General features: G+C 68.7%; 13 protein-coding genes. 7 read left to right on the top strand and 6 right to left on the bottom strand.

The features are described from left to right. Positions 1-363: 363 nt before the first annotated feature. A complete protein-coding gene (locus tag ACFWX1_RS33270; protein ID WP_378393725.1) occupies positions 364-2,376 on the top strand; it encodes a tetratricopeptide repeat protein in 2,013 nt (670 codons plus the stop codon). Here ACFWX1_RS33270 and ACFWX1_RS33265 read toward each other — a convergent pair. Beyond that, positions 2,366-3,997, bottom strand: a complete 1,632-nt coding sequence (locus ACFWX1_RS33265) for a hypothetical protein (RefSeq protein WP_378393724.1) — start codon at positions 3,995-3,997, stop codon at positions 2,366-2,368. The two genes, ACFWX1_RS33270 and ACFWX1_RS33265, sit on opposite strands and share 11 nt — an antisense overlap. 139 nt (positions 3,998-4,136) lie before the next feature. On the opposite strand from ACFWX1_RS33265, the gene ACFWX1_RS33260 reads away from it, so the two are divergent. Continuing rightward, entirely contained in the window at positions 4,137-6,152 is a 2,016-nt protein-coding gene (locus ACFWX1_RS33260; protein WP_378393723.1) for a hypothetical protein, read from the top strand. Here ACFWX1_RS33260 and ACFWX1_RS33255 read toward each other — a convergent pair. The 5 genes from ACFWX1_RS33255 to ACFWX1_RS33235 form a co-directional block, all read right to left on the bottom strand. Next, positions 6,124-7,347, bottom strand: coding sequence for a hypothetical protein (locus ACFWX1_RS33255; protein ID WP_378393722.1), 1,224 nt, complete (start codon positions 7,345-7,347; stop codon positions 6,124-6,126). The two genes, ACFWX1_RS33260 and ACFWX1_RS33255, sit on opposite strands and share 29 nt — an antisense overlap. Next, positions 7,283-7,753, bottom strand: coding sequence for a hypothetical protein (locus ACFWX1_RS33250; protein ID WP_378393721.1), 471 nt, complete (start codon positions 7,751-7,753; stop codon positions 7,283-7,285). Before ACFWX1_RS33250 ends, ACFWX1_RS33255 begins: the two co-directional genes overlap by 65 nt. Positions 7,754-7,787: 34 nt before the next feature. Beyond that, positions 7,788-8,129: a hypothetical protein gene (locus ACFWX1_RS33245; RefSeq protein ID WP_378393720.1), complete on the bottom strand. Its 342-nt coding sequence runs from the start codon at positions 8,127-8,129 to the stop codon at positions 7,788-7,790. 80 nt (positions 8,130-8,209) lie between these two features. After that, positions 8,210-8,974, bottom strand: coding sequence for a S1 family peptidase (locus ACFWX1_RS33240; protein WP_378393719.1), 765 nt, complete (start codon positions 8,972-8,974; stop codon positions 8,210-8,212). 119 nt (positions 8,975-9,093) lie between these two features. Further along, entirely contained in the window at positions 9,094-9,468 is a 375-nt protein-coding gene (locus ACFWX1_RS33235) for an FKBP-type peptidyl-prolyl cis-trans isomerase (RefSeq protein ID WP_378393718.1), read from the bottom strand. A gap of 151 nt (positions 9,469-9,619) precedes the next feature. On the opposite strand from ACFWX1_RS33235, the gene ACFWX1_RS33230 reads away from it, so the two are divergent. The 5 genes from ACFWX1_RS33230 (at position 9,620) to ACFWX1_RS33210 (ending at position 16,597) form a co-directional block, all read left to right on the top strand. Next, positions 9,620-12,844 carry a penicillin acylase family protein gene (locus ACFWX1_RS33230; RefSeq protein WP_378393717.1) on the top strand — a complete coding sequence of 1,075 codons (3,225 nt, stop codon included), beginning with the start codon at positions 9,620-9,622 and terminating at the stop codon, positions 12,842-12,844. A gap of 20 nt (positions 12,845-12,864) precedes the next feature. Next, the gene (locus tag ACFWX1_RS33225) at positions 12,865-13,839 is read left to right on the top strand and encodes an SGNH/GDSL hydrolase family protein (protein WP_378393716.1); all 975 of its coding nucleotides are present in this window, start codon (positions 12,865-12,867) and stop codon (positions 13,837-13,839) included. A gap of 21 nt (positions 13,840-13,860) precedes the next feature. Continuing rightward, positions 13,861-14,901 carry a trans-sulfuration enzyme family protein gene (locus ACFWX1_RS33220; RefSeq protein ID WP_378393715.1) on the top strand — a complete coding sequence of 347 codons (1,041 nt, stop codon included), beginning with the start codon at positions 13,861-13,863 and terminating at the stop codon, positions 14,899-14,901. A gap of 400 nt (positions 14,902-15,301) precedes the next feature. Beyond that, positions 15,302-15,994 carry a hypothetical protein gene (locus ACFWX1_RS33215; RefSeq protein ID WP_378393714.1) on the top strand — a complete coding sequence of 231 codons (693 nt, stop codon included), beginning with the start codon at positions 15,302-15,304 and terminating at the stop codon, positions 15,992-15,994. Positions 15,995-15,997: 3 nt separating this feature from the next. Further along, positions 15,998-16,597 carry a class F sortase gene (locus tag ACFWX1_RS33210; protein WP_378393713.1) on the top strand — a complete coding sequence of 200 codons (600 nt, stop codon included), beginning with the start codon at positions 15,998-16,000 and terminating at the stop codon, positions 16,595-16,597. The last annotated feature ends 129 nt before the right edge of the window (positions 16,598-16,726 follow it).

The raw sequence follows: 16,726 nt of genomic DNA, 5'->3' as shown, positions 1-16,726 counted from the left end.
CCCCACACCCCCCCCCCGCGCCCGTTTTCCCGGGGCCCGGGCCCCCGCGGCCCCCCTTTCCGGTTGTCCTGCCCCCGCCCGGGGGCCGCGCCCCCGCACCCCCACGGTGCGGCAACTCCCGACCCAGCGTGGTTGCGTCGGCCTAGGGCCTGGCGGCCCTGGCCTTGGTGAGACTTCGTTCGATTGCCTCTTTGGCGGCTTGTTGTGCCTTTTTCTTGGTGTTGCGGGGGTGCGTACGGTGGGGAGGTCGTTACCTGGAGTCGGGTGAGGGGCGGGCTGGTGGGGGAGAGCGGCGACGGGGTGCGGAACGAGATGGGCGGGAGCGCTCGGAACGTTGTGCAGGTCGGGGCCGTTTACGGCGACGTGCGGTTCGGAGCGTCGGGCGAGGGTGCGTCGGCAGAGGCGCCGCAGCAGGTGCCGGTGCGGGTCGGGCACTTCGTCAACCGTGAAGCCGAGCTGGAGTTCGCGGGGAGTTTGGTCGATCGGGCGGGCAGCGGGCGGCCGGTGATCGTGGCGGTCCACGGGACGCCTGGTGTCGGGAAGAGTTCCTTCCTGCTGCGCGTGGCCGAGCGGCTCGGCGCGTTTCCCGGCGGACAGCTGTACGCCGATTTCCGGGAGACCACCAGCGGGCCGGTGACCGGAGTCAACGACGTACTCGCGTCTTTTCTGCGGGCACTCCACGTCGAGCCCGAAGTCATTCCCGCCGGACTCGGCGAACGAGCGGGCCTGTTCCGCACGAAGACCGCGGCGAAACCCGTGCTCGTCGTGCTCGACGAAGTCACCGACGCGGCGCAAGTACTGCCGTTCGTGCCGAAGGCGCCGGGCAGCGCGGTGCTGGTCGCGGGCACTTCCCAGCTGAGCGACCTGTTCGACGAGGGCGCCGAACTGGTGCCGCTCGAACCGCTGGACGCGACGCACAGCGCGAAACTCGTCGCCGAGCTGAGCCGCCGCGATCTGTCCGAGGACCAGGAAGCCGTGGCGGAACTCGTCCAGCTTTGTGGCGGCTTGCCGGTCGCCTTGACCGTCGTGGCGGCGAAACTGCGGACTCACCCGAGCCTGAGCGTGACAGCCCTGTTCGAAGAGATCTCGGCCCACGGTCTCGCCGCGTTCCGGGCGGCGGGACGCGACAAGGTGTCGGCTGTCTTCTCCGTGGCCTACGCCGACCTCCCGGCCGAGGTCGCGCGGCTGTACCGGCTGCTGTCGGTGCTCCCCGGGCCGGACTTCAGCGCCGAGATGGCCGCGGTGACGGCGGGGATCTCCGTCCGGGAGGCAAAGGAACTGCTGGAGCACCTCGTGCTGCAGGCCGGCCTGCTCGCCGAGGACACCCACGGCCGGTTCCACCTCCACGCGCTGGTAGCGCGGTACGCCCGGGAGCGCGCGAGCGTCGAGGAACAACCGGCCGAACTCGAGGACGCGCTGCATCGGGCGGCGATGTGGTTGCTGGTCAGGGCCGCATGGGCGGACCTGGTGATGCTCGGTCCCGGCCGCTGGCGGTGCACCGACCACGACGCGTTGCTGACCGGCGAAGACCCCTTCGATGGCGCCAAGAAGGTGGCGCTGGCCTGGCTGGACGCCGAGCGGGCGAATCTCGTCGCGATGATGCGTGCCGCCGCCGAACACCGATGGCACGACATCGCGTGGCAGCTCGCCGAAGCCGCTTCGGCCCTGTACGTCGCCTGCAGGTATCTCGTCGACTGGGCCGAGTCGGCCCAGCTCGGCGGGCGGGAGGCGAGGCTCGCAGGGAACGCTGCCGCCGAGGCGCGGCTGCGGAGTTTCGGCACGCGCGCGTCGAACGATCTCGACAAGGTCGCCACCGAGCTGGCGGAGTCGCTCGTACTCGCCCAAGAAACCGGTGAGGCACGGCTGATCGCGTCCGTCTGGGAGCTGTACGGCCGCTACTACGACCGCCGTGCCGACTGGCCGAACGCGTTCGGCGCGTACGAAACGGCGATCGCGTTGTTCACCGGCGAGCACGACGAGCGCGGTGTGGCCTTTGTCATGTACTTCCTCGGCTGTTCCCAGCATGCCGCCGGGCAGCCCGAGGTCGCGCTGGAAACGCTCCAGCGGGCACTGCCGCTCATCCGAGCGGTCCCTGACGCCCGGATGGAGGGGCGCGCGCTGACCGAACTCGGCCGGGTCCGTGTGGAGCTGGGCGAAACGGCGGCCGCGGTGGAGACGCTGCGAGAAGCGATCGGCGTGCTCGAAGCCGGCGGGTACAAGTTCTACGAAGCGAGTGCGCACGAGGTGCTCGCGACAGTGGCGGCCGATCGCGACACGGCCCGCCGATCCCTCGCGCGGGCCGTCGACCTGCTGAGCGAGTTGGGCAGTCCGCGGGTTGCGGAAGTCGCCGAACGGCTTCGCGAATTCAGCGAATGACCATGACGGACGCGGTGTAGACCACCTTCCCGATCCGGAGCCGCATCGTGGTGTCCGCGAATTGGCGGCTTGTCAGTAATACATAGGCGAGCGAACCGAGAGCGGCCGCGTCGCCCGACGAAGAAATCGTCGCCCGCTGTCCGTGCCGGGTGCGCACGACGCATCCGGCCGCGGTGGCGGCCGCGGCCAGCCGGGCGAAGGGGTAAGCGTTCAGCGCCGACTCCGTCCAGTTCCATGCGTCTTCGTGCCCGGTGTACCGGGCACGAACCAGCACGGCCGCGCGTTCCGGGAGCCGCAGATTCGCCTCGCCCTCTTCGACGACCAGGTGTCGATTGTCACTTTCCGGCCGGGCGGCCGCCGGGTAGCGGGACAGCACGACGATGTCCCCGGTGCGCCTGCTCGAAACCCGGAACGCCGTGACATTTCGGTACTCGGATTCGGGATCCGGCGCGCGTAGCAGCGGCGGCTCCGTTACCGGCGGATTCAACGGGAGGTGGCGATACACCTCGTTGCGCAGCCGTTCCGTGGCCTCGCCGCGATAAGCGAAAACCCGGGACGTCACCGCCTCGAAACGTCCCGGCGCGTGCGCGGCCACGTTCCGCGAGAGCTGCTCTCGCAGGCCTTCGGCCGGTTCGAGCCGATCACCGATCCGGGCGAGTTCGGCGACCGGGCTCCCGGCGACGGTGTCGGGTTCGGCGCTCGACAGCAGCAGCGGCTTGTCCAGCGCCGCCGCGTGCAGACCCATCGAGCCGTGGTCGGTGATGATCTGGTCGGCGGCGACCAGCAACGCGTGCCAGCCGCGATGCGGGGGAATCAGCCGGAGCCCGGCGTCCAGTGCGTCGGCCAGCATCACCCGAAGATCGGCGGGGCCGTACCGGGCCCACACGTTCGGATGCAGCACCAGCGCGACCTGGTATTCGTCGGCAGGCAACTCGGCGAGAAGGCGGTGGGGCAGCGTTCGCCATGAACCGATGAGCGACGACTCGCTCCACGTCGACGCGACGAGCACCAGCCGACGTCCGGCGGTGCCCAGCAGTGCCCGGTAGCGCGCTCGAAGTGGGACACTCGCGAGCATCCTGTCACAGGTCGGATCGCCCACCACGATGGTGTTTCCGCGTGTTTCCGCGGCCGCCGCGCCGAGTTGGGCGATCTGTTCGGGGTGACTCAGGAAGAGCTTGACCCGCCCGGTCCGCAGCGCGCGGGCGGGCGGGAGCCCGGCCAGCCGCAGGCCGCCGTCGGCGGAATCGGGGACGTATTTGTTGAAGCCGAGTCCGTGCGGCAACACGAGCACGGGTTTGGTGAGGACGTCGACATCGACGTTTTCACTGGCCGACAGTGCCAAGTCGTAGTCGAGTTCTTCGACCTTCGGCCACGGCACGAGGTCGTGCACACCGGAGTCGTGCAGCAGTTGTTCGACGCCACCGGCGAATCGGGTGCCGTTGCTGATGGTGAATCGGGCCCGGATGCGGAAATCGTTCCGGAACAGGTCCATGGCTTCGAGGAGCCGTGCCGTCGACGTCAGTGTCCTCGCCACGAAAAGGACCGTGCGCTCACAGCCGAAGGTTCCCCAGAGGGCCTCGGAATCCGGTGCGGCGAGGCGGCTTTCGTGACGGTGGGTCATCCGACCACCTCCCCGTGATCTTGCCGCCGTGCCGGCCACTGTAGCCATCGTGCCCGACGGACTTGCCGGATTACCGGAAGGGTGTGACGGACCGTGATCGTGCGGTAGCGTGGGCTACTCCGGGACGGGGGTGTCAGGGGTGGGCGATCAGCACAACGAGTTCGACGGCGAGGCGCGGATCGTCGTCCAGGCACACAACATCTACGGCAACGTGAGTTTCGGGTCGCCGGAGGAGCCGAAGGCCGTGGCCCGGCAGAACGACCCGCCCGTGGCGTACTACACGAACAACGAGGTCCAGTTGCTGGAGCTGGACCGGGTGCTGGCCGGACGGCAGAAGGACCGGCCCTGTCTGGCGATCATTCGCGGTACTCCGGGGAGCGGGCGCACCGAGCTGACCCGGGAGTGGATCCACCGGCATCGGGACGAGTTCCCCGACGGCGACTTTTCGGCTCCACTGGGCCGGTTGCCGGCCAAGGACGTGCTGGTCCGGCTGCTTCGTGGTGCGGGCTTCGCGGACGAACGGCTTCCGGCGACGGTCGAGGCCCTCTCGGCGATGTGGCACGACTGGAGCACCGGCAAGCACCTCGTGCTCGTCATCGACGACGCCCTGTCCGAGGCACAGGTCAAGGTGCTGCTGCCGGGGCCGGGACCGTCGCTGGTACTGGTGATCGAGGCGGGCGGCCTCGGCGGGGTGCGGGTGCGGCACGGCGCCGCGCTCGTCACGCTCGAACCACTGGGGCCGGAGACGTCGCGGGCGCTGCTGGGGCAGTTCGCGGACTCCGCGCGGCTGGACACGGATCCTGTGGCGGTCGGCGAACTGATCGCGATGTGCGAGGGGTCCGTCGCCGCACTCAACGTGATCGGCTCGATGTTCGCCGAGAACGAGGACTGGAAGCCCGCGCGGTTGCTGCGAAGTCTCGAACGTCGTGGTGGCGTCGTGCGAGCCCTGCCGCAGGACGCGGTGTTCGATCTGGCCTTCGATAGGCTTTCGCCGCTCGCGCGGCGGTGCTATCTCGCGCTCGGCGTCCATCCCGGCGGCGGCGACATGTCGTTCGCCGCGCTCACCGCGGTGCTGGGTGACGAGGTCGAGGGGGCCGTCGCGGAGCTGGTGAAGGTGCGGTTGGCGCAGGAAACGCAGGAGGAGCGGTATCTCGTTTCCGGTCTGATCAAGGAACACGCCAAAGGCAAGGCGGACGGCGACGGGCTGCTGCGCGAGATCGTGTCCTGGTACGCCCGGCGTGGGTGGGAGGCTCAGGCGCTCGTCCAGAGCCGGGACTGGGTCGGGAAGATCTGGCCTGATCGTCCGGGTGCCGCACTCGGGTGGTCTCCGGAGGAAGCCGTGGCGTGGCTCCTGACGGAACGAGTGAACCTCGTCGAAGTGGCGAAGGTGGCGCATCGGCTTGGCGCGCATGAGGACGTCGTCCGGTTGTGTCTCGCGTTGTGGCCGATCCATCTGCGGCGGGGTTACGCGTTCGAGATGGCGGAAGTGAACAGGCTTGGTTTCGAGTCCGCCGTGGCCTGGTCGAACGATCTCGCGGCGTCGGTGCTCGCCGTGCAGCGCGCGTTCGCCGCGATGGAATTGCGCGACTGGGACGAAGCACTGTCCTTATTGGACACGGCAGGGGAATACGCGAAGCGCGCGGGTTTCCCTGAGGCCGAAGCGACGGTCGTCGAGACGCGTGGTCTGGTTTTGTTCGCACAAGGGCGTATCGCCCAGGCGCGCGTGGAACTGCGCGGGAACCTCGAACTGGCGAAGAAGATCGGCAGAGAGCGTCGGCTCGCGCTTGCGCGGCTTCATCTGGCCAAGGTCGAGGAGCCGGATGCGGCGCTGGCGCTGCTCGAAGCCGCCGTGTTCTCGGACGAAGAACCGTTGAACCAGGCCAAGGTCGCGCTGTGGCGGGGCAAGAAACTCCTCGAGGCCGGGGATCTCGTGCGGGCCGCCGAAGTCTTCGACGAGGTGGCTACGGCTGCCGCGGAGCATGACTGGCATCGGGAACGTGCCGAGACGAGTGAGGCGAAGGGCGCCCTCGCGCTGAGGCGTGGCGACATGGCCACCGCGCGGTCGCATCTCGAAGACGCGTTGAACGTGTACGCGCTGCGCGGGTTCACCGAGGAAGCGGTCGACGTCAAGGTCCGGCTGAACGGATTGTCCTGATCTTCGCGGTGTAGACGTGCCCCGCGACGTCGAGTCGTAACTCGGCAGGCGGTTCGGCGTCCGACGCGGCCAGCAGGGAGACGAAGGCATCCGGAACACCGTCGGCCGTCAGCTCCACCACCAGTCCGTTCGCGCTCGCGGCCAGCCACGACGGGCCGTTCGACGGAGTCGCGACCCATTGACAGCCCGGCAATGCACGCAGCATCACCCCGGCCCAGTGCAGCGGATCGGTGCGGCCCGCGCCGATGACGACGTCGGCGAGTCCCAGCAGACCGGCGTCGGCCCCGTCGGCGTGGACGACGAGCTGGGCGTCGTCCCACCGGGGCCGTGGGGTGGCGGGATAGCGGGTCACCGCGGCAGGGGTCTGCCCGGTGTCGATCCGGACCGACAGCGCGGCCGGGGTGACCGCGGGTCGGGTAGGCAGCGGAAGCGTGGGGAAGGTCGCCGGTCGTGGGGTCAGGTTCAGGCCTTGGTAGAGCAGGGCACGCAAAGCGTCCGCGGATTTGCCGGGCAGTGAGGTGGCCAGCTCGGTGATGCCGGCGTACCGGAGCGGGTCGTGGTCGGCGATGGCCTGTTCGATGGAGGTGAGCGGGTCGGCGCCGAGCCGTGGGGCGCGACGGAGCAGGCGAGCGATCGGGGAGTCCGGATCGACGGCGTCTTCGGGGGCTTCCGCGAGCAGGAGCGGGGTGCCGAGGCACGCGGAGTAGAAGGTGACCGAACCATGGTCGCCGATCGTCAGGTCCGCGGCGACGAGCGCGGACTGCCAGAGATCTTCGGTCGGCAGGACGTGCACGCCCGCTTTCCGGCAATCGTCGAGCCAGTTTTCCACCTGCCACGAAGAATGTCCTTGGGCGATGTTCGGATGCAGCGCCATGGCGAGCCGATAGGAATCCAATGGAAGCTGCTCGGCGAGTTTCAGCGGGAGATCGGGATCGCGGCCGAACAAGGATTTGTCGCCCCAGGTGGAGGAAAGGACGATGAGGCGCTGAGCGGGCCGGACGCCGAGCGCCTGCCGGTGGCTTTCCCGCAGGAGGAGACTGGCCTGAAGCCGGTCGAGGCAGGGATCGCCTGCTACGACAGCACGTTCGACCGCCGACGGGCAGGACTGACGCAGCCTTTCGAGCTGCTCGTCATGGGAGAGGATGACGTGCGTGGCGACCGGGACACCGTTGTGCAGCAGCCATGGAGACGACAACCCGAAAACCGGTTTCCGGTTTCCGGTTTCCGGTTTCCGGTTTCCGGTTTCCGGTTTCCAAGAATTTATTGTATCCCATTCCGTGCGGCACAACGGTCAACGGCGCGCGCACTTCGTGCAGGTCGCCGCCCCAGCTCGCGGCGATCGCCCAGTCGAACGTCAGGCGTATCGCGTCGTGCCAGGGCAGCACCGTGACTCCCCGGCCGCGGAGGTATTCCTCGGTCCCCGCGGTGAAAGCGCTCGAACCCGGGCAGGTGAACACGGTCTGGATGCGGTGGTCTCCCGCGTACAGCGCCACGACGTCGAACAGCCGGGTCGCCGCGGTGATGTTGTGCACGATGGCGAGCACGGTGCGTTCGGTGGCCACGGTCCGCCAGCGCGGCGTGAGCGAAGGCGGGGTGGGCACGAAGGGCGATGCTACCCAGTGGAAGCGGGCGAGGTCAGAAGCTCACGTTGCCGTGTATGTCACCCGCCTGCAGCACCTTGCCGCTGACGTTGCCGGAGATCTGGTTGGCCACGCCGCCGGACTCCGCGTGCTGCTGCACGTTGACGCGTTCCCATTCCGCCCGGAGTTCCTCCGCGAACTCCTTGTCGGTGCTTTCGGCGGCCTCGAGCCGCTCGGCCAGCGCCTTGACGGTTTCGGGCTTGTCGGCGTCAGCCGCTTCCAGCGTGGCCACGGCGGCCTTGTCGCCGGAGAACTTCTTCTTCACGAGGTCGAAGAGAGTCGTGGCGGCCTTGGTCGCGAGCGTGGTCGCGACCGCCATCAGGATGGGCTCGGGCATCGGCTCTCCTCGGGCGGCGGTGGTCGACGTGGTCGCTGCACCACCCACGGTAGCCGAAACCCGAGCCCGGCGAGGCCGGTTCAGCCGATGTGGCCGGCAATCCAGTCCGCGATCAGATCGACCCGCGACGTCGTCTCCAGACCCGAGTGCGGGCAGTCGGGCCCGTTGTTCTCGACGGCGACCAGCTGGCCGCCCGCGCCCGAGGGCAGGAAGTACGGTGCGCCCGAGTCGTACGCGCAGGCGCTCGTGGTGTTCGCCGGGCTGACTCCGTGCACGCCGAGCGTGGTGGGCCAGACCTGGCCGACCTCGACGACGCCCTGCTGGAGTTTCGTGGACGGCTTGGGATTCGCGGCGGTCAGGCTGCCCCAGCCCGCGAGGGTGAGGCGTTGCCCGGCTGCCGGCGTCGCGCGGTTCACGGTGAGCGGGGTGATGCCGGTGACGGGCTGGTCGAGCTGGGCCAGTGCGGCGTCGTTGGGGCCGGCCTGGAGGACCTGGACGACTTTGCGGGTCTCGCCCGGTTTCGTCGTCTGGTCGGACGTGCCGAGGGTGACGGTGGTCGGATACGGGACTGCGCCGGCGATGCGGTTGTTGTTCGCGTCGTGAAAGCAGTGCCCGCTGGTGAGAACCCACTTCGGGGCGACGAGCGAGCCCGAGCAGACGCTGTTGTAGGTGCTTCCGCCCGGGTGTGGGACGCCCGTCAATGCCAGCTTCGCGGCGAACGCGTACTGGCCCTGTGGCACGTCGGAGCCGTTCGCCACCGCCGCGGCGGGCGAGGCTGTCGCCAGCCCGGCGGTGGCGCAGCCCAGTGCGAAAACCCCAGCGGAAATAACAGCGCGACAGCGCACTCGATCCCCTTCGCCACGGCATCGGCCCGGTCGGCCGATGATCGGCTTCCGAGGCTATCGACGGCGTGCGGCGCGGGTAAGTTCCTGTTCGGGTGACACTGGGTGATGACTGCTGACTCTCAGCTGACGCCGACGAGGTCGACGACGAAGATCAAGGTCTCGTTCGGCTTGATGACGCCCCCGGCGCCACGTTCGCCGTAAGCCAGCTGCGGCGGGATGACCAGCTTGCGGCGGCCGCCGACCTTCATCCCGGTGACACCCTGGTCCCAGCCGGGGATGACCTGGCCGACGCCGAGCGTGAACTGCAGTGCTTCGCCGCGGTCCCATGACGCGTCGAACTGTTCGCCGGTCGAGTGCGAGACGCCGACGTAGTGCACGTTCACCTTCGAATTGACCGTGGCCTCCTGGCCGTCGCCAACGGTGATGTCCGTGACCTGAAGTTCCGCGGGCGGTGGGCCGTCCGGGCGGTCGATCTGGGGCTTTTCCAACGTCATGGGGGTCACCGTACCTACGCGGTGTGAGCTGCGCCGAACGGAGTACAACGTCCGGCTGAACCCGGGTGAGGAAAACGCGAATCGGCTTCACAATTGTTGTACTCGTCGGTAGCGTGCTCTCCGTCACTCCACGAAGACGGGAGTCCGGGGCATGCGACGAGGCATCCGCACCTTGACCGTATCCGCACTGGTGGGCCTGACCGCGGGCCTGACACAGGTCGCCGCGAGTGCCGAATCCCCGCCCGTCGCCCAGGCATTGCCCGGGAACGATTACTGCGCCGGGCAATGCGGCGACATCCTGCCGCCGGGCCAGAACGGCAACGCCACGCTCGCCGACATCCTCGCGCACAAGGCGTTCGGCACCCGGCCTGCCCACGCCGCCGATCAGCTCGGGAAGTACGCGAACCTCGCGTCCGGGTACAAGGGACTGACCACCGGGGCGATCAACCAGTTCTTCAACGACTCCTCCTTCGGGGTACCCGCCGATCAGGTGGAAAGCGTTGTCAAACCCCGCGAGGACGTCACGATCACGCGGGACAAGGCCACCGGCGTCCCGCACATCCAGGGCACCACGCGCGCGGGCACCGAGTTCGGCGCGGGCTTCGCGGCCGGTCAGGATCGCTTGTGGCTCATGGACATCATGCGCCGGGTCGGTCGTGGCCAGCTGACCTCTTACGCGGGTGGCGCGCCCGCGAACCGTCAGCTGGAGCAGGGCTTCTTCTCCGGGGCGCCCTACACCGAGGCCGAACTGCAGCAGCAGATCGACCGGGTCGCCGGCTCCGGCCCGCGCGGCAAGCAGGGTCTCGCCGACGCGCAGGCGTACATCGACGGGATCAACAAGTACATCAACGATTCCTACAACGGCCGCTACTTCCCCGGTGAGTACGTGCTGACCGGGCACGTCGACGCGATCACGAACGCCGGGAAGATCGAGCCGTTCAAGCTGACCGACATGGTGGTGCTCGCCGCGCTCGTCGGCGCCCAGTTCGGCGGCGGGGGCGGTGGCGAGGTGCAGAACGCCATCGCGAAGCTCGCGCTGCAGGAGAAGTACGGACTCGAACAGGGCGAGAAGGTCTGGAAGAGCCTGCGCGCCGAGGACGACCCCGAGGCCGTCAAGACACTGCACGACGGCCAGACCTTCCCGTACGCCAACACCCCGGCGAACCCGCAGGGCGCGGCGATACCGGACAAGGGCTCGGTGACGGGGCAGCAGCTCGTGTTCGATCCGACCGGCTCGGCGGCCAACGCGAACGCGGCGAAGGTCGCGGTTCCGGCGCCCCAGGACCAGGAGTCCGCGCGCGGCATCTTCGACAACGGCGTCCTCCCGGGCACCATGCTCAGCGAGAAGCACGGGATGTCGAACGCGCTCGTCGTGTCCGGCGCGAAGACCGCGAGCGGGCACCCGGTGGCCGTGTTCGGCCCGCAGACCGGGTACTTCGCCCCGCAGCTGCTGATGCTCGAAGAACTGCAGGGTCCCGGCATCAGTTCGCGCGGCGCGTCGTTCGCCGGGATCAGCATGTACGTGCTGCTCGGCCGCGGGCAGGACTACTCGTGGAGCGCCACGACGTCGGCGCAGGACATCATCGACACCTACGCGCTGGAGCTGTGCGAGCCGAGCGGCAAGACGCCGACGAAGGACTCGAACTACTACCGCTACCAGGGCCAGTGCCTCCCGATGAACACCGTGGAGCGCAAGAACTCCTGGTCCCCGACGGTCGCTGACGGCACCCCGGCCGGTTCGTACACCCTGCGCAGTTACCGCACGAAATACGGGCCGGTGACACATCGCGCGACGATCGGCGGCAAGCCCGTCGCCTACGCCTCGCTGCGCTCGACGTTCGACCACGAGATCGACTCGCTCATCGGCTTCCAGGAGTTCAACGACCCGGACTTCATCCACTCCGCGCAGGACTTCCAGCGCGCCGCGAACGACGTCGGGTTCACCTTCAACTGGTTCTACGCCGACTCGAAGGACACCGCGTACTTCAACTCGGGCTCGAACCCCGTCCGTAAGTCCACAGTGGACCCGGCGATGCCGGTATGGGGCGACAAGGGCTACGACTGGCAGGGCTGGAACCCGAACGGCAACCTCGCCGACTACACGCCCGCGTCGCAGCATCCGCAGGCGGTCGATCAGGACTACTTCATCAGCTGGAACAACGCGCAGGCCAAGGGCTACGCCGCCGCCGGTGCGGACAAGTCGGCGGTGCACCGCGGCGATCTGCTCGACGCGCGGGTCAAGAAGCTGATCTCCAGTGGTACCAAGGTCACCCGGGTGAACCTGACACAGGCGATGGCGGAAGCCGCGCTCGCCGACCTCCGCGCGGAGAAGGTACTGCCGTTGCTGCTGCAGGTGCTCGACAAGAGCCCGGTGACCGGCCCCGCGGCCGACGCCGAGGCGAAGTTGAAGGCGTGGCTCGCGAAGGGCGGGCTGCGGTCGGAAACCACACCGGGCAGCAAGACCTACGCCGACGCCGACGCGATCCGGATCATGGACGCCTGGTGGCCGCTGCTGGTCATGGGCGAGTTCAAACCGAGCATGGGCGACGCGTTCAAGCCGATGACCGACGTCCTCAAGATCAACGAGAGCCCGTCCGGATTCCAGAACGAGGAGCCGGGCAAGCACGTCGGCCAGCCGCATCAGGGTTCCTCGTACCAGTCGGGCTGGTGGGGCTACGTCAGCAAGGACATCCGGGCGGTGCTCGGCCAGCCGGTCGCGGGCCCGCTGGGCGCGAAGTTCTGCGGTGGCGGTGACCTCACCGCGTGCCGCCAGGTGCTGGTCGACTCGCTGGCCCAGGCCGCCGCGCAGCCCGCGACGACCGTCTACCCCGGTGACGGCGACTGCAAGGCAGGCGACCAGTGGTGCGCCGACTCGATCATCCAGCGCCCGCTCGGCGGCATCACACACGACAAGATCAGCACCCAGAACCGGCCCACCTTCCAGCAGGTCGTCGAGTACCCGGCACACCGGGGCGACAACGTCGCGAACCTCGCCGCCCGCAAACCGGTCGACGCCACGAGCCATGAAACCGGGTTCTACAACTCGCCGCCGGACAACGCTGTCGACGGAAACCCGTCGACGCGCTGGGCGAGCGACTGGAACGACAACCAGTCGATCACCGTCGATCTCGGTTCGAAGCAGCAGGTGGCGCGGGTGATCCTGCGCTGGGAGGCCGCCTACGGCAAGGCCTACAAGGTCCAGCTGTCCGACGACGGCGTCTCCTGGCGCGACGCCGTGTCGGTGACCGAAGGGAAGGGCGGGGTGGACAACCTCGCGTTCGGCGCGTCGAATGCGAGGTACGTCCGGATGAGCGGCGTCCAGCGCGGCACGAAGTACGGCTACTCGCTGTACGAGTTCGAGGTCTACGCACATTAAGAGACTGGGGAGAAACAACGATGTTTCGCACAAGACTGGCCGCTGTCGCGCTGGCGGCGGTCGCCACGGCCGCGGTGCCCGGGATGGCCTCGGCCGCGCCCGCTTCCTACAAGCACTACGTGTCGATGGGTGACTCCTACACCGCCGGGCCGCTCATCCCGTGGCAGCGACTCGATCCGCTGACCTGCTTCCGCTCGACGAACAACTACCCGTCGTGGCTGGCGGCCAACCTGAAGATCGCCGACCACACCGACGTCAGCTGCAGCGGTGCGGACACCACGCACATGACGAAGCCGCAGAGCATTCCACTGTGGACGGCCGCGCCGCAGTTCGACGCGCTGAAGCCGGACACCGACCTCGTGTCGGTCGGCATCGGAGGCAACGACTTCGGCGTGTTCGGCACGCTCGTCGGCGACTGCCCGAAGCTGACCGCGTCGGATCCGACCGGCACGCCGTGCCGCGACAAGTACACGGTCAACGGCGTCGACACGATCAAGGCCAAGCTGGTCGGCACCCAGGCGCGGATCACCGAGGTGCTCCGCGGCATCCATCAGCGCTCGCCGAAGGCGAAGGTGCTGCTCGTCGGCTACCCGCGGATCGCGCCAGCATTCGGCTACTGCCCGGACATCCTGCCCTTCGCCGACGGTGACGGGCACTGGCTCGACAGCGTCGAACAGGCCTTGAACCAGGCGCTCGCGAACGCGGCGAGGAAGGACGGCCGGACAACGTACGTCGACACGTACGGCCCGTCGCTCGGCCACGATGCCTGCGCGACCGGTGGCGCGGCGTGGATCCAGGGCAAGGATCTGAACCTCTTCGCCGCGGCGCCGTATCACCCGAACAAGGCGGGCGAGATCGGCGTCGCGAGCATCATCAAGAACAAGCTCACCGGCCGGTCCGTGCTGGACAAGGCACCTTCGACGGCGAGTGTTCCGGTAGCGGATCCGAAGGTGACCGGCGAGCTTGTGACGAAATCGGGCGTGCTCACGCACTGAGGCGCGGATACCGTGACCGGCATGGAGAACTGGTCACCCCGCACCCTGGCGATCGCGGCCGGACGGCCGGACGGGCCCGGCGAACCGCTGAACACGCCGCTCGTGCCCGCGAGTTCGTTCGGCGCGGGCGGCGAGTTCACCTACGCCCGCTCCGAAGGCACGCCGACCTGGGTGGCGTTCGAGGAGGCCATCGGCGCGCTCGAAGGCGGGCACGCGACGGCATTCGCCTCGGGCGTCGCGACGCTCTCGGCGGTGCTGGACCTGCTGCCGGTCGGCGCGCGCGTCGCAGTGCCGACGTTCAGCTACGCGGTGACTCGTGGGGTGCTCGCGCACGCGCAGCGGCTCGGGCGGTTGACCGTCACCGAGCTGGCGCCGACCGACACCGCGGCCTGGGTCGCTGAAGCGGCACAGGCGGATCTGCTGTGGCTGGAGTCGCCGACCAACCCGACGCTGGACGTCATGGAGATCGCCACCATCGCCGCGGCCGCGCGCGGGCGGGTCGTCGTGGACAACACGTTCGCGACGCCGCTCGCGCAACAGCCGCTGACCATGGGAGCGGACATCGTCGTGCACAGTGCGACGAAGCTGATCGGCGGGCACAGCGATCTGCTGCTCGGCGTCACCGTCGCGGCGGACGAGGGCCTCGCGCTCGAACTGAGGGACGCGCGGACCAGGGTCGGCTCGACGCCGGGCACGCTCGAAGCGTGGCTGGCGCTGCGCGGGCTGCGGACGATGCCGGTGCGGCTGCGGGAGCAGTCGGCCACCGCGGCGCTGCTCGCCGAGCGGCTCGCCGGGCATCCCGCGGTGACTCGCGTGCGCTATCCGGGCAGCGGCATGATGCTCGCCTTCGAGCTGCCGGACGCCGCTGCCGCCGACAAGGTGTGCGCGTCGGTGCGGCTCATCCGCTCGGCGACGAGCCTGGGCGGAGTGGAGAGCCTCGTCGAGCGGCGGGCGTGGCTCGCCGGCGAGGAACGCGTGCCGCCGGGGCTGATCCGGTTCAGCGTCGGGCTGGAAGACCCCGAGGATCTGTGGACGGACCTCACCGCCGCGCTCGATGCGTGAACCGTCCGTGTGGTGAGTAAGTAACCAAAAATGGCGGAGAAGTGTTTCCCTGGCTTTCCGGGAAACCTTGAGCGCCGGTTCGGGGAAAGGAATCTGCCGAGCCGGGGTGTTCGGACGGCGGAAACCGCAGATTTCGTGGGCTATCGTTCCGGTCGGGAAAGTGTTACCGTCGAGCTGCGCGGCGACGAGTTTCTCCTTCGAGACTGAGCGCGTGGGCGTTCACATCGCCCGGTCGGCTGTGTTCGTTACCGGTTTGACCAGTGTCTTTTATCACCCATTTAACGTTTAGTTTTCTTGGCGATTGTGCGGCAGGATCGCGCTATCACCCGATCGAGTGAGGTCGTGGGTGTTCGCCCGGTGGGGGTCACCGCGCGTTCTGAATGATTCTTTGGAGCTCATCTTGAAGAAGACGCTGGGTCGTCTCGCGGGCGCGGTGCTCGCGGCCGCCCTCATCACCGCGGCCGTTTCGCCCGCGGCCCTCGCGGATGACACCGCGCCCACCAACGCCGCGTCGGTGCCGACCACCACCGAGGCACCTTCGACGACGCCGACCGTGCCGACTTCGGAGAATCCCACCACCGAGCCGACCAAGCCCACGGAGCCGACGAAGCCGACCGAGCCCACCAAGCCGACCGAGCCGACGAACACGAACACCACGAAGCCGACTCAGCCCACGAAGCCGACCAGCTCGCAGCCCGAGCTGCCGGGTGAGGGTGCTTACGAGGACGACGTGGCGTACGGCATCGACCTGGAGGGCAATGCGGGCGTCCTGCTCATCGCGTGTGCCGCCGGTCAGCCGACCGAGGTGTACTCGCCCGAGTTCGACCTGATCGAGGGGCCGAACCAGTCCGAAGAGGACGGTCGGTACTGGACCTGGCTCGTGCAGCGGCACGAGGGCGTCAGCTTCGACACCGGCAGTGTGAAGCTGCACTGGAAGTGCGGTGGCAGCAAGCCGGTCGACAACCCGGTCAAGCCCGGTGGCGGCGCCGGCGCCGGTGCGCCCGGCAATGCCGGCAAGAGCGGCAACTCGCAGGTCAAGTACGCGCCCAAGGGCGGCGTCGAGACCGGCTTCGGTGGCACGGCCGCGGCCTGATCGATGGTGAAGAAGTTCGGACAGGGCGGCCGCGCGGTCGTGGCCGCCCTGGCCCTTTCCCTGACACTGGCGGGCTGCGGGTCCTCGGATCCGGCCCCGGCCGCGCCGCAGTCGGCGCCGCCGTCCGCCGTACCGGTGACCAAGCCGTTCGACGGTCTTCGGCCGACCTCGGTCAAGATCCCGAAGATCGGCGCGGAGTCCTCGCTGATTTCCGTGCTGCCGAACAAGGACGGCAAGATCGCCGTCCCGTCGGTGAAGACGCCGATGCAGGCCGCGTGGTACCGGCTGTCGCCGGTGCCGGGCGAGACCGGCCCCGCGATCGTGCTGGGTCACGTGGACGGCAACAAGCAGCCCGGCATCTTCTTCAAGCTCAAGGACGTCGCCGCCGGTGACGAGGTGTTCGTCGACCGCAGTGACGGCAAGAAGCTGAAGTTCGTGGTGGACCGCAAGGACGAGGTCCCGAAGGACCAGTTCCCGAACGACGCGGTCTACGGCAACACCGACAAACCGCAGCTGCGGCTCATCACCTGCGGTGGTGCCTTCGACCAGGCCGAGCACAGCTACAAGAACAACGTCATCGTCTACGCCCACCTGGCGGCGTGATTCGCTGTCTCTGAGCGTGAGTCAGTGGTCCGTGGGGGCCTCCTCCAGCCACACAGATTCCCACCGGGTGGCCCCCACGGACAGTCAGTACGCGCTGGTCAGCCGACCCCCGCCGCGGGATAGGGGAAG

Source organism: Amycolatopsis sp. NPDC059021 (genome assembly GCF_042739895.1).
In the GTDB taxonomy this organism is placed as follows: Bacteria; Actinomycetota; Actinomycetes; order Mycobacteriales; family Pseudonocardiaceae; genus Amycolatopsis.
The sequence above is the reverse complement of the archived record's forward strand: the minus strand, read 5'-3'. Positions and strand labels throughout refer to the sequence as shown.